Source organism: Sphingopyxis sp. Geo48 (assembly GCF_949769155.1).
GTDB lineage: Bacteria > Pseudomonadota > Alphaproteobacteria > Sphingomonadales > Sphingomonadaceae > Sphingopyxis.
Genome location: NZ_CATKPA010000011.1, coordinates 18754 through 33260, shown reverse-complemented (window position 1 = coordinate 33260; position 14507 = coordinate 18754). Strand labels below are relative to the sequence as shown.

The 14507-nt window shown below is 63.3% G+C and carries 8 protein-coding genes; all 8 read right to left on the bottom strand.

Annotated features, from left to right (window positions below):
* Window positions 1–619: 619 nt before the first annotated feature.
* The 8 genes from QOL79_RS19150 to QOL79_RS19115 all read right to left on the bottom strand — a co-directional run bounded on the left by QOL79_RS19150 (window position 620) and on the right by QOL79_RS19115 (window position 14360).
* Window positions 620–1984, bottom strand: coding sequence for a cation:proton antiporter (locus QOL79_RS19150; protein ID WP_082657822.1), 1365 nt, complete (start codon window positions 1982–1984; stop codon window positions 620–622).
* Window positions 1981–3507 carry a tryptophan halogenase family protein gene (locus QOL79_RS19145; protein ID WP_058457391.1) on the bottom strand — a complete coding sequence of 509 codons (1527 nt, stop codon included), beginning with the start codon at window positions 3505–3507 and terminating at the stop codon, window positions 1981–1983. The genes QOL79_RS19150 and QOL79_RS19145 overlap by 4 nt, the downstream gene beginning before the upstream one ends.
* Window positions 3504–4421, bottom strand: coding sequence for an alpha/beta hydrolase (locus tag QOL79_RS19140; protein WP_058457390.1), 918 nt, complete (start codon window positions 4419–4421; stop codon window positions 3504–3506). Before QOL79_RS19140 ends, QOL79_RS19145 begins: the two co-directional genes overlap by 4 nt.
* A complete protein-coding gene (locus QOL79_RS19135) occupies window positions 4418–6460 on the bottom strand; it encodes a glycoside hydrolase family 97 protein (protein ID WP_058457389.1) in 2043 nt (680 codons plus the stop codon). The genes QOL79_RS19140 and QOL79_RS19135 overlap by 4 nt, the downstream gene beginning before the upstream one ends.
* A complete protein-coding gene (locus tag QOL79_RS19130; RefSeq protein ID WP_058457388.1) occupies window positions 6460–8106 on the bottom strand; it encodes an alpha-amylase family glycosyl hydrolase in 1647 nt (548 codons plus the stop codon). Before QOL79_RS19130 ends, QOL79_RS19135 begins: the two co-directional genes overlap by 1 nt.
* Before the next feature lie 12 nt (window positions 8107–8118).
* Window positions 8119–9921, bottom strand: coding sequence for an alpha-amylase family glycosyl hydrolase (locus tag QOL79_RS19125; RefSeq protein WP_197410173.1), 1803 nt, complete (start codon window positions 9919–9921; stop codon window positions 8119–8121).
* Complete coding sequence (locus QOL79_RS19120; RefSeq protein ID WP_257546733.1) at window positions 9918–11414, bottom strand: tryptophan halogenase family protein; 1497 nt, start codon at window positions 11412–11414, stop codon at window positions 9918–9920. Before QOL79_RS19120 ends, QOL79_RS19125 begins: the two co-directional genes overlap by 4 nt.
* A gap of 84 nt (window positions 11415–11498) precedes the next feature.
* On the bottom strand, window positions 11499–14360 hold the full coding sequence (locus QOL79_RS19115; protein ID WP_058457386.1) for a TonB-dependent receptor: 2862 nt from the start codon (window positions 14358–14360) through the stop codon (window positions 11499–11501).
* Window positions 14361–14507 lie beyond the last annotated feature (147 nt).

Here is a 14507-nt window from a genome sequence, read left to right as displayed (position 1 = left end):
CGCGCCGCCAGGGTCCCGCCTTTGCCGATCCGGGTCTCCTCTTCGAGGCGTGTCACCAGCTATGACGAGCCGAGTGGCAGAAACCTCCAGATCGCCCTCAGGCAAGACGACAGAGCGGAGCTGGCAATGCGCATATCCGAAGGTCTCGACTAGCGAATGAGCGATACATACACTTATCAGAGAATGGCCGTTTGCTGTCAGGCCGCTTCCGGGACGCAGATCTCGACAAGCAGACATTTGGTTGCGTTAGCTCGTGAGGCGGATATCCAGAATTACATTTACGTCGACAAAGCGGTCAAAATGGCCGTCCAGGAAACCTCTTAAGTGATTGCCCAACTACCCGACATTGGAACAGCCAAGGCCGGCAACGGCAACGGCAATTATAGTCGGTTAATCAGATGGTGGGGGGGGAGGTAGCTCAAAAGATGCCAGCATTCCGGTCGATGCCAGCGCAACGACCAATGGCGGCTCGATCGACACGGTATCAAGCCGCGGCGCTCCGCATTTGGTAGCAAGGAATTCATAAATCGTTTGCGATCGGCCTCTCACGGAACGGCTGTTTCACCGCATCCGCACTATGCCGAGCTAGCGCGGCTGGCATTCCCCGATTGCAACCTGCTTATCCTGTCGTGCTTCCGCCGAGCGAGGCGAGCTCGCCGCGCTCGCGCGCCTTGCGGCCATAGACGAGTTCGAAGAGCGGCCCCGCCATCACGGTCGTCGCGATTGCCATGAGCACCATCATCGCGAACAGCGTCGGGCCGATGATACCCTTTTGCAACCCGATGTTGATGATAATCAGCTCCATCAGCCCTCGTGCATTCATCAGCGCGCCGATGCCAAGCGCGGTGCGGTTGTTCTCGCCCGCCAGCCGTGCAGCGAGCCAGCAAGCGCCGAACTTCGCCGCGATGGACACCGCGAGAATACCGAGCGCGACCGCCAGCAACTTCCAGTCATTTACCATGTCGAGCCGCGTATTGAGCCCCGAATAAGTGAAAAACATCGGCAACAGCAGCACGACCGTCATCGGCTCGATCTTGCGACGGATTTCCTCCGCGAATAGCCCGCGCGGCATGCAGACGCCAAGCAGGAAGCCGCCAAACACCGCGTGGATGCCTGCGGTGTCCATGACGAAGGCCGATAGCGCGTAAAGGATCAGCACGACTGCAAAGAGCGTGTGCGTCAGCTCGCCCTTCGCCTCGACCGCGCGGCCCAACAGCATGAACAGGCGGCGGCCCGCGAGCAGCATGAACGCGACATAAGCGCCGCCCCCGAAGATCGCGAGCAGCGCGACACCCGGTCCTCCGCCGAAGGTCGCGAGCACGATCGCGAGCACACACCACGACACCGCATCGTCGAACGCGCCGGCCGTCAGCGACAGCGTCCCGAGCGATGTGTTCGCAAGTCCGCGCTCGTTGATGATCCGCGCGAGCATCGGAAACGCGGTGAGTGCGATGCAGGCGCCCATGAACAGCGTTGCGCTCACCGGACCTATTCCCGGCAAAAAGAGGCCCGAAATGGTCAGAAGATATGGCGTGATCGCAAAGGCAAAGAGGAAGGGCACGATGATCCCCGCGGCCGACACGCCCGCGGCGCTTCGCGCCTTCGACTGAAAATGGTCAAGACGGAGCGTCGTCCCGACGATGAACATATATAACCCGACCCCGAACTGCGCGACGACATAGAGGATGTTGCGCGTCTCTTTCGGGAACAACACGGCCTGAAAATCGGGGAAGAAAAGCCCGAGGAGCGAGGGGCCGAGCAGCACGCCAGCGATCATCTCGCCGACGACCTGCGGCTGGCCGAACCATTTCTTCGCCGCCCAGCCGGTGATCCGGCAGACGAACAGGATCACCGCAATCTGCAGGAAGAAATGGATGCTGTAGTCCCCCGGCGTGTAGCTTCGTGCTGCCTCCACAGCAGGGCCGTGCGCACCAAGCGCATCGCCGATCGCGCGCGCGAAATCTTCGACGAGTTCGCGCGTCACGGTCGCCGGGCCGCGACGGGAAAAGTGGGCGGGACGAAATTTAGCTCCGCTCGGGACAGAAAGCGGTCGATTGCGGCAAGATCGGCGGGGCGGTCGGTCGTGACGGGTGATCGCATGGCGGCATTGGACGGGAAAACACCATATCCGGCGAACAGGCAATGCCAGCTGATATTCGGGTAAAAGGCGCCGATGCGGAGATCTTCGATCGCTTCGCCAATATCGGCACCCGTGAACCAGGCCGTGATCATCGCCTTAAGATTGTCCGACAAAGTCTCGAGTCCGGCGGCATCGCGCCAGTAGCCCCGATCGGCGTCGCGCTGGTTCATCCGGTAATGCGCAACGATATAGTCGCGAACGCCCTCATAGCGCGCCGCGATCCGGGCGTTGAAAATGTCGCGGTGCCTGGGGGTGAAGCCTCCGCCTTCGAAGGCCGTGATGAACTCTTGTGCGGTCGCGATGACGATGTGGAGCGCGGTCGCCTCCAGCGGCTCGATGAAACCCTGCGCCAAACCCATCGCAAGGCAATTGGCCGTCCAACTATGTTCGAGCCGTCCGACCTTCATCTCCAGATGTCTCGCCGGACCATCCGCATCGGTTAGCCCAAGCGCAATTCTGAGCTCGCGTTCGGCCTGATCGCGGTCAAGATAGCGGCTTGAATAGACATAGCCGTTTCCGATCCGCGTGGTCAGCGGGATGGCCCAGCGCCACCCGGCCGTCATCGCGATGCTCTTCGTAGCCGTGACGACCGGGCCCCTTTCGTCATGCGCCGTCGGCATGACGACGGCCCGGTCGTTGAAAAGATTTTCCGCAAATGGCAGAAAGCGCGCGCCGAGCGCCTGTCCGGCGATCAGCCCCCCGAAACCACTGCAGTCGACGAAAAAATCCGCCGCCAGTGCCTCGCCGCCCTCCAGCCCCAGCGATCGCACATTGCCGTCGGCCCCGACGTCGACGCTAACCACCTTCCGCGCAAGATGCGTCACGCCCTGCGATACCGCGTGATCGCGGAGAAACGCGCCGAGCTTATAGGCGTCGAAATGATAGCCGTAGGCGAGATCGAACGGGAAGGATTCGCCGCCATGCGGTCCCCCTCCGCGAGCGGCGACCCGCCCGGCAAGGTAAAAGCGGTCCGGATTTGCCGGGACGTCGACGCCGGTCCGCCGTAACGCGGCGTTGCGGAAAAACTCGGCCTGGGTATGCACGTCGAGCGTTCCCGGGAAGGGGTGGAAATAGCCCGACTCCTGGCCACCCGCCGACCAGCCCTCGAACGCTATCCCGAGCTTGTAGGTGGCGTCGCACGCGGGCATCCATTCGGCTTCGGCTATGCCAAGGCCGTCGAAAAAGGCCTTGAGCTGCGGTGTCGACCCCTCACCCACCCCGATGATTCCGATGTCGGGGGACTCGACGACCGAAATCCGGATCGGGCTGTCACGCCAGAGATGTGCAAACAGCGCCGCCGTCATCCACCCGGCGCTACCCCCGCCGAGAATGACGATATGAAGCGGTTCCTCGGCGGATGGGCTCATCGCGGCGCCATGAGAAAGAGGAAAATTTCCGGGAGACGGGCTGCCCACGCATTTTCGTCATGCGGTGCGCCATCATAGACGCGACTTTGCCATTCCCGTCCCCGCTCCCATCCGCTGGCGGCGAGGCGCGCGTCGATCGCTTGCTGATATGGCGCATAGTGGGCATCGAGCGTGGCCGTGCCATGGTCCATCCAGAGACGTCGCCCGTCGGGTGGGCCAAGGCGTGCCGCGAACCAACCATCCCAGAGCGCGATCAGCCGAGGGTCCGCGTCGCCCACGGCGCCGGGCGCGACCGCCGGCCAATGCGAGCTGACGCATGCCGCGCGGCCATAGACCGCCGGACGTTCGAGAAAGGCATAGCAGCTCATGAGGCCGCCCATGCTCGATCCCATGATCACGGTGTCGTTGCGCCCCGGACGAGTCCGCAGCGTCGCGTCGACCCATGATTTCAGAGGCCCCGCAAGCCAGTCGAGATAGGCGTCCGACAGAATCGGACCGCCCGCCGCCGCCGCCATAGAAGCGGCAATATCGGGCGCCGCGAGCCGGTACGCGCTCGCCGGAAGATACTGGCGATAGCGATCCACGCCCGGCGCCCAGATACCGACGATGATATGCGGCTCGGCTCCTCGCTTCATGGCCGCCAGCATGGCGCGGTCCGCCTCCCATATCTTCCCGAAGTTCGACGACGCCCGATCGAAGAGATTATGGCCATCGTGCATATAGACGACCGGATAGCGACGGACGCCCTTGTCGTAGCCGGGTGGCAGCCAGATCGTCAGGCGTTGCTCGGGCAATCCGGCAGCGAAGACATGATCATATTGGAGAAGACGGCCGCGATCGGCGGCTTCGGCAGGCAGGGCGAGCAGCGCCCACAGCGCCATCAGCGCCGCCACCAGGTGCCGCCGGATCGTCATCGTCCGGGATGCAGGCGCATGGCCGCTCCCCCGCCCGGAGCGAGCCACAGGCGGTACGTGTCGCCCTTTTTCACCCGGATATTGTCATAGGCGATGCGGTGCCGGGCGTCGGTGAGATAGGTTGCGCCTTCGCCATCCTTGTAGATGGTTGCCGTATAGGTCTTGCCGGGATCGAGGAAGTCGAACCGCAGCGACAGCGTCCGCTCGGTCGCATCGTTGACGCCGCCGACATACCAGTCGGCGCTTGCGCGGTCCTTGCGGGCAAAGATCGCATAGTCGCCGACTTCTCCGGCAATCAATTTGCTCTCGGACCAATCGGCAGGGACTTTGGAAATGAAGTCGAGTTCGCGCGGATGCGCCTCGAGGTTTTCGATGAAGTCCGCGGCCATCTGGATGGGAGAATATATCGCAAGGTAGAGCCCAAGCTGCTTCGCAAGCGTCGAGGCCAGCGGCGCCTTGTTTGCGCCCTCGAGGCTGAGCACGCCGGGGGTGAAATCCATCGGTCCGGATAGCATGCGCGTGTACACCAGCGTCGGCTCGTGATCGGGGCCGTTGGCGAAGGCGCCCCAGGCGTTATATTCCATGCCTCGCGCACCTTCGCGCGCGACCCAGTTCGGGTACGTGCGGCGAAGGCCGGTGTCCTTCACGGGTTCGTGAGGGTTGACCGCGATCTTGTACCGGGCCGCCGTCTCGACGACCTTGAGATGATGTTCGACCTGCCGCTGGCCGTCGTGCCACTCCATGCGGGTTTCGCCTGGCGCATCGCCGGGTGCGATAATCCCGCCCGCGTCGGCCACATAACCGGTCTTCACGGCTTTGACGCCGAGCTTTCCATACAGCTTCATCGCATCTTCGAGCTGCGCCTCATAAACGGCTATGTTTCCGCCCGTCTCATGATGACCGATCAGCGTCACGCCCTTGCGCTTCGCATAATCGGTCACCGCCGCGAGGTCGAAGTCCGCGGTCGGCTGGGTAAAGCTGAATTTGTCGCCATGGCCGAACCAGTTTCCGTCCCAGCCCTTGTTCCAGCCTTCGACCAGAACTCCGCCGAACCCGTGTTTCGCGGCAAAATCGATATAGTCCTTGGTCCTCTGGGTCGTGGCGCCGTGCTTCGGCCCCTCGGCCCAGCTCCAGTCCCCGCGGATCATGCCCCACCAGATCCCGACATATTTCATCGGCTTCACCCAACTGACGTCCCCGAGCTTGTTCGGCTCGTTCAGGTTCAGTTCGAGGTCGTTTTCGACGAGACCCGCCGCCGAATCCGCGATCCTGATCGTCCGCCATGGCGTCGCGAAGGGCAGATCGCGCGTGACGCGCGGTCCGCGCGACGACGGCGACAGGGTGGCGCGAAACTTCTGCCCTTCAGCGCGCTTGAGCCACATGCCCGCATAGTCGACCAGCGCGGCCTCGTGAAAGGCGAGATGCGTCCCGTCGTCGAGGCGCATGGTCAACGGCGTGTGCGCCGTGGCGACGGCGTCGATCGGCGTTTTCTGGTAGACCTGCTCATAGCGGTTCCATTCGCCGCCGGTAATCCACCAGGCCGTCCCTTGGGGTACGATGTCGAACTCGGTGAATTCGTCGGCGATATGCGCTGTCTTGAAGCCGGGTTGTTCGGGCAACTCGTAGCGGAAGCCGATGCCGTCGTCGAAAAGCCGGAAGCGAAGGTTCATCGCGTGGCCGCCCCAGCTCTCGTCTTGCCGGAACCGGACCAGCAGTTCGTTGTGCACATCGCGGATGAAGCGGCGTTCGCCCCACGGTTGCTCCCAACGCGTATCGGAACGCTTGCGCTCGCTGTCGACGATCGAGAAGCCGCGTTGCAATCCGATGCCGTCCGTCAGGATGAACCCGAGTTTCGAGGGCGCGATGAGCAGCTTGCCCCGCCGCGACAGCGACCATGTCGGTCGCTGGTCGCCGTCGGTGGACACCGTCAGAACGATGCTGCCGTCGGGCGAGGTGGCGGTTTGCGTCGCCGGCGCCGGCTGGGCGAGGAGGGGAACCGGGGCGAACGAAACAAAGGCGGCCAGAGCCAGACGGCGCATCACATATCTCCTTGGACGTTCAGCCAGAGCGCGCCGCAGGGCGGCAGACAATCGATGGTGGCTCCGTTGAGCGCCACGACCGGCGTGCCGACACCCGCGTGCCCGGAAATGTCGATTGTTCCATTTCCAAGATTGAAGAGGCAGCGAAGGTGATCGTTCCTGGCAATTCGGTCAAAGGCGAGCAGATCGCCCTCGGTTATCCAGTTCCGGTTATCGCCCGCGCGGAGGGCCGGGTACCCGGCGCGCAGCGCCACAAGTCGACGCGTCAGATGCAGCAGCGAGGCCGGATCATCCTCTTGCCGGTCGACCGCGAGCGCCGCATGTGCCGCGCCCAGCGGCAACCAAGGCTCAGCGCTGGAAAAGCCCGCATGGGCCGTGCCGCCCTCCCACGGGAGCGGCGTGCGCGCGCCGTCGCGCGACAAGGTAAGCGGCCAATTCTTGAGAGCCTCGGGATCCTTGATCAGTTCGAAAGGTATGTCGACCTGGTCCAGTCCCAATTCCTCGCCGTTGTAAATGATGATGTTGCCGCGCAGCGCACAAAGCAGCGCCATCTTCATTCGCGCATAGGCCGCGCGGTCGGTGCCGGGCGGAGTCCAGCGGGAGAGAGCTCGCGGCGCATCGTGATTTTCGAAGGCCCAGCTTGGCCAGCCGGTCCCGGGCGCATCGGGCCATTGCTCCGCCGCCTCGCGAACGAGCTTCGGGGTCAGCTGGTCCGCATAGAGGAAATCGAAGCCATAGGCGCTGTTGAGCCGGTGCCCGCCGGCGGTAAACTGCCGCATCTCGCGCACCGCGTCGTCGCCGCCGACCTCCGCAACAGTGAACCTGTCGGCATAGCGATCGGTAAGCGCCCGAATCCGTTCGAGAAACAACGGGATGTCGGGGTGCGACTGGTTGTAGATTTTTTGCTGGAAATCGAAGGGCCGCGTCCGGACCTTGTTCGAGGGCGCCGCCGGCGGATTGTCGCGAAGTTCGGGATCGTGCATCGCGAAATTGATCGCGTCGATACGAAAGCCGTCGACCCCCCGGTCGAGCCAGAATTGCACGACGTCGAGCAGGGCCTGTTGCACGTCGGGGTTATGCCCGTTGAGCTGCGGCTGCGAGCCTAGGAAATTATGGAGATAATATTGGCCGCGGCGCGCGTCCCACGTCCAGGCGGGGCCCCCGAACACCGACTGCCAATTGGTCGGCGGCGTACCGTCGGGCCGCGCGTCCGCCCAAACATACCATTCGGCCTTCGAATTCTCGCGGCTCGTGCGGCTTTCGGCGAACCAGGCATGGCGATCCGACGTGTGGGCAAAAACCAGGTCGGTGGTTACCTTCAGACCAAGCGCGTGCGCGCGGGCGATGAGTGCATCGAAATCGTCGAGAGTCCCGAAAATCGGATCGACGCCGCGATAGTCGGAAATATCATATCCGAAGTCGTCCATCGGCGAAGGGTAGAAGGGAGAAAGCCAGATCGCATCGACACCGAGGGACGCGATATAGTCGAGCCGGGCAGTAATGCCGGCAAGGTCCCCAACCCCGTCGCCGTTCGAATCGGCGAAGCTACGCGGATAGACCTGATATATGACGGCACCCTTCCACCAAGGCGGAGAGGCTTCGGTACAGCTATGCGGGTCTTTTGCGAGGGGCTGGTTTATCGTCACTGTTGTTTTCGCTTATTCGCCGGCCTGGCAGATCAAGGTGCCGAAGGCCGGGACGGTGATGGCAAGGGTGCCGGGCGCGGCGGAGGCTGCCGGACAATTGCCTGAAAGCGCCTCGAAGGCCCGGCTTTTCATATCGACCGCGATGTTAGCGGACAATTGCGTTGCAGACGTATTGAAGGCGAGCACGACCTCGCGGCCGGTGTCGGGATCGAAGCGCGACACGGCTAACAGACCGGCCTTGTCCGAGAAGGCCCGCACCGTCGTGGATCCGCGCATGAGGGCCGGTGTGTGCCGGCGAATAGCACTGAGCGCCGCGATATGGCGATACAGCGGATGGCTGGCGTCGAAGTTCGCGGTCGCGGTGGTGGCGTTGCTGCCGACGAGATCATTATCGTTGTAGACGGCGACTTTCGAGGCGAACATGTCTTCGCGCGCGAGCTGGTCGTTGCCGTCCGACAGGAAGCCCTGCTCGTCGCCATAGTAGATGGTGGGGATGCCGCGCAGGGTGAGTAGCATGCTGTGCGCGAGCTTGACGCGGGCCAGAAGCTCTGCCTCGTCCGCTTCGGGGTTTGCCTGTTTCACGAAGGTCGCGACACGGCCCATGTCATGATTGCCGAGGAAGGTCGGCAATGTCAGCGCGGCGCGCGCGCCGCCCTTGTAGAGGATGTCGCCGTCGAACAGGCGGGCAAATTGGTCGGTCCCCTTCGTTCCGCTCGCCGCGTCGATCGCGGCCCGGGCGAAGGCGAAATCGAGCACCGCAGGAAGTCCGGCGGAATGCGTATAGGCCGCCAGCGCACCGGGATCGAGCGCGTCGATGTAGATTTCCCCGAAGATATGGAAATTGGGAATTCCGCGGGCCCGCGCACGCGCCTGCATCGCGGGGACGAAGGCTTGCCAGAATTCCGGATTCACATGCTTGGCGGTATCGATGCGAAAGCCGTCGATGCCGAACTCGTCGATCCACCGTCCGTATATTTCGATAAAGCCCTTAATGACTTCGGGATTCTCGGTCGCCAGATCGTCGAGTCCTGCAAAATCACCGTAGAGGGCGGACTCGCCGACCCAGTCGCTGTTGCCACGATTATGATAATAGACCGGATCGTTGAGCCACGCGGGGGCCTTGCTGTGTTCCTCGCCCTTCGGGACGAACGGCTGATAGGCGAAAGAGGGGTCCACGAGCTTCGACCAGTTATCGGGGCTCGGATCGCGGTCACCTGCGAAACCGGGATTAATCGCCGGTCCGTCGACCCCTCCACGCCGCGCAAAGGGATAGTCGGCGAGGCTGCGGTAACGATAGCTCGACGCATCGCCATCGCGATACTGGATAACATCGGCCGTGTGGTTGGTGATAATGTCCATATAGACCTTCATCCCGCGCGCATGAGCGGCGTCGACGAAGGCTTTGAACTCGGCATTGGAGCCGAAATGCGGGTCTACGCTCGTGAAATCGGTGACCCAATAGCCATGATAACCAGCGCTTTCGTCGCCTTTCGGTCCCTGCACCGGCTTGTTGCGGAAAATCGGCGCGAACCAGATCGCGGTGGCGCCGAGACCCTCGATATAATCGAGCCGTCGCGTAAGCCCGGCAAGATCGCCGCCATGATAAAATCCCTTCGCGGTCGGATCATAACCGGTCGCAAGACGATCGCCTTTCAGCCCGCCGCGATCGTTCGACCGGTCGCCATTTTCGAAACGGTCGGGCAGCACGAAATAGATGATGTCGTCGGAGACGGGACGCGAGCGCGCATCTTCCGCAGCCGCCGGTGCGGGAAGCGAAGCGACAAGCATCGCGAACGGAACGAACCAACGGATCATGCAGCAACTCCTGCGGGACGCGCCGCGGCAAGGAAGGCGTCGTAATTTTCCATCTGCGCGACTTCGCGCTCGATCGTCAGCGAGATGCCGGCTATAAATTGCGCTAGCTCGGCCGGTTCGAGACTGTCGGCAAGCGGATGCCAGCGCAGGGGCTCGACCGCTTGTCCGACCAGCACCTGCAGCCATCCCGATTCGGTGAAAAGCTCTTCATGTTCGCGGAAGATCAGGCCTTGCGCGCGGAAGAGGTCGATTTTGGCTGCAAGGGTGTCGGGAACGTCCATTTCCGCCCGGTCCCGCCAATAGGGCGTGTCCCGCCGCTCGGTCGCCTTGAAATGAAGAATGATGAAATCGCGGATACGCTCCCATTCGAAGTCGCTCTGCCGATTGAATTCCGCGGCGACCGCAGGGTCGGCGGCGCCTGACGGGAGCATTTTGACGAGCCGCGAAATTCCAGCCTGAACAAGGTGGATGCTCGTCGATTCCAGCGGTTCCATGAAACCGCTCGCAAGGCCGAGCGCCACGACATTGCGGTTCCACATCCGCCGTCGCTTGCCGCTGACGAAACGCAGCTGGTTGGGCTCCGCCTGCGCCGCGCCGTCGAGATCGGAGAGCAGCGTATCCAGGGCAGCATCGTCGCCGATATGCGCCGAGCAATAGACATAGCCGTTGCCGATGCGGTGCTGGAGCGGAATGCGCCATTGCCAGCCGGCATCGCGTGCCGTGGCGCCGGTCCACGGAAGCTGCGGCACCGTACCGTGGGCGCAGGGCACCGCCACAGCGCGATCGTTAAGCAGCCAGCGCGACCAATCTTCGTACCCGCTCGCCAGCGCGCCCTCGATCAGCAATCCGCGAAAGCCAGAGCAGTCGATAAAGAAATCGCCGTCGAACCGCCGTCCGTCGTCCAGCGTCACGCCGGCGACGTCGCCGCGCTGCGGATCAAGGCGCACCTCGCCGATCCTGCCTTCGATGCGCTCGACGCCGCCCGCCTCGGCGCGGCGCCTGAGGAAGGCCGCGTACAGCGCTGCATCGAAGTGGTAGGCATAGGGCATTTCGAGGAGGTAGCGCGATGTGCGGGGCGCGCCCCGCTGCATCCGGCGCGCGCGCGCCGCCCGCTCGTTCAGCGAATAATGGTCCAGACTTTCGGCCAGTCCCGCGGCGCGCGCGCGCAGCCAATAATGGTGGAAATCGACCAGCCCCAGACCGCGGCCTATCGCCCCGAAAGCGTGCATGTAGCGATGGCCGACGCGCGTCCAGTCGCGAAACTCGATCCCGAGCTTGATCGTTCCCTGCGTCGCCGCCAGAAATTCATCTTCGTCGATGCCGAGCGCATCGTTGAAAAGCCGGATTTGGGGGATCGTCGCCTCGCCGACGCCGACCGTTCCGATTTCATCGGACTCGACCAGCCGCACCGACCAGTCGCGCGGCAGGAACCGCCGCAGGCAGGCGGCCGCCATCCAGCCTGCCGTCCCGCCCCCGATGATCATCAACCGCATGGCGATCCTTTGACCAGCGCCGCCCCGGCGGCGCAACAAAATGATGGGAGCGGCGCGACCCTGCCGCTCCCACCCAGGGAGGGTTCAGAATTTGAACGAGGCGCCCGCGAGGAACCGGCGGCCATATGTCTGATAGTCGATAACCGCCCGGCTATCGCGCGGATCATCGGTGACGAACGGCTCGTCGGTAAGATTCTGGCCCTGGACGAAGATCGAGAGGCCCTCGAGCGCACTGCCCGGCTGGAAGTCATAGCCGATCTGTGCGTCGATAATCGTCTCGGGCCGGGCGCGGCGCCGCACGCGAGCGCCACCGAAGCCCGACACCTCGCCGATGAAGCTCGAGCGGTAGCGGGCGCTGACGCGCGAGTTGAATCCCCATTTCTCGAAATAGGCCGTACCGTTCGCGACCCACTTCGAATAGCCCGGGATATCCTCCGCAGGCGCGCCGGGCGTGGGCGCGATCTTGGTCTTGGTGTAGGAGGCGCCGCCGGTCACACCGAACCCGTCGAGCGCCGATACGATCTCGCCGAACGGCAAGGTGCCGGCAAGTTCGACACCGTAAAGTTTGCCGCCCTTGCCGTTGATGGGCGCGTTGATCGTGCCCATGTAATTGACGATGATCGGCAGCCCGTTGCCGTCGTTACCCGGTGCCTGGATCGGATAGCCGGTGAAGTCGAACGGAGTATCTTGGTTGTAAATGTAGCTTTTCAGATCCTTGTAGAACAGCTGCACCGCAAGATAGCCCTTCGATCCGAAATATTTCTCGAACGTCAGGTCGGCGGCGTTGGCGCGCCACGGGCGGAGATCGGGATTGCCCGCGCTGCCCGCGCCGGCGCGGACGACGGCGCAGGTGCGGCCCGTCGGACAGACCATGTTGCCCGGATCGCCGACCGTCGTGCCATAGCTCAACGTGGCTTTTAGGTCGTCGAGGCGCGGACGGATGATTTCGCGCGCCACGCTGACGCGGATCACGAAATCGCTCGCTGTGCGCAGCGACAGGTTCAGGCTGGGCAGCACGTCGACATAATCGGTGCTCTCGCGGCGCGGGATGCCGACGATGTTCGGCGACCCGTTCGGATTGGTTCCCGCGAACGACGCCGTCGCGCCGTTCGAATTCTGGTCGGTAAAGATCGCCTGGACGCCGAAATTGCCGGTCAGCACCGATGACCCCATTTCATGGTCGATATTCGCCTGAAGATAGGTGGTCATCAGCTTTTCGGAGACGTCATAGGCCTTGACCACGACGTCGCCGTAGGGATTCGGCACCAGCTGGTAGATACCGCCCGCGAGCAGGTCGCGCGGATCGTAGCTGACCACCGGACCAAGCCCCAGGTACGACAGGTTGGTCGTGCCGAGGCGATATTGGTCGGGGATCGGCACGCTCGTCAGCCCGTCGGTGTTGGCGACGAGGCCGACGAAGGCTTCATCGGGGGTCAGGCTCTTTTTGCGATCGGTATAATTGACCCCGAACTGAACCGAGCGAAGGAAGCCCTCCAGCTCGCGTTCGATTTCGACGCGGTATTGCCAGAGCTCGTCCTTGATGATGCGGTTGTTGTAATAGCCGTCCTGGCCGCCGCGGATCCGGCGCCCGTCGACCCCCGTCTGATCCCCGCCCCAACCCAGGGGGCTGGTCAGCTGGATCAGGTTATAGTCGCCATAGTTGAGGGTGGGGCTGAAGATGGTCCCGTTGCGGTCGCTGGTGAAACCGATCGTGTCGGTCGCGCCGACGTCGGCGCCGCGCCCGGTGCCGGCATTGCTTTCGAAGATCAGTTCGTTGCGGTCGGTTTTCGACATGCTGATGTCGGCCGTGACATTCCAGCCGTCGTCGCCTTCCCAGCGGTTGTTCCAACCGAAGCTGTAGAGCTTTGCATTGCGCTCGAACACGTCGTTGCGCACGACGCCCTCGACGTTCGAGAAGCGGCCGGCGCGCGCAAACACGAACTGACCGCTCGAATCGATATCGGTGATCGTCAGCTTGGTGGCGTTGGGGCTGGCGGGATCATTGTTGACGTCGAAGCCGAGCGGAAGCTCGATGCCGCGCTTGATCTGGTCATCCTTGAAGTCCGAGTAGAAGGCGTCGAACGTCGAGGTGAAATTGGGGGTGGGCCGCCATTGCACCGTTCCTTGGAGGCCAAGGCGCGTGAGCTGGGTCGAGGTCGCATAGCTTTTGGAGCCGCCGATCACCACCGGGCTCGCCGCGGTGCCTCCGCCGGCATAACCCCAGGCGTTGAATTCCTGAATCTGGTAGGGCTCGTCGACATAGGATGCCGAAAGCGCCACGCCGAGCGTGTCGTTGGCGAACTGGTCGACGAAGACGCCGTTCACACGGTAGCCGTATTTCTTCGAACCCGCGTTCAGCTTGCCGAGGTCGGCCCATGTGCCGCGAACCCCGACCGAGATCGCCCGCTTGCCATAGTCGAGCGGGCGAATGGTGCGCAGGTCGACGGTGCCCGAAAGCCCCTGTCCGACGATCGAGGCCATCGGCGTCTTGTAAACGAGGACCTGGTTCACGACCTCGGACGGATATTGGTCATACTCGACCGCCCGATTGTCGCCGGTCGAGGTTTGCTCGCGGCCGTTGAGCAAGGTCGTCGAGAAGTCCGGCGCAAAGCCGCGGATCGAAATCGAGTTCGAACGGCCCGAGACACGCTGCGAGGTCAGGCCGGGCAGGCGCGCGATCGATTCGGCGATCGACGCGTCGGGTAGCTTGCCGATATCCTCGGCCGAGATGGATTCGACCACCTGGTCGCGATTCTTCTTCGCGTTGACGGCGCTCTGGAGGCTGGCGCTGTAGCCGGTGACGACGATGTCGCTGTCGGACGCGGCCTCGTCGGCGGGCGCGGCGGCGCCGTCCTGCGCCATCGCGGTGCCCGAAAGCATGGCGGTCAAGGCAAAGCCGAGCGCTACGGTGCTGGCGCCGCGGCGGAGGCTGATAGAATTACGCATAAAGGCTCCCCTGCTGCGATGGGGGGTCGTTCGCGCAACGGCTCGGGAGCGGCAGATCGCGCCGCACGGCATCCTCGTCATCGCGTGGGTGTTCCCATCGTCGGTCCAGCAATTGAGACCAAATCGGCCGCGCGACCATAGGGTATA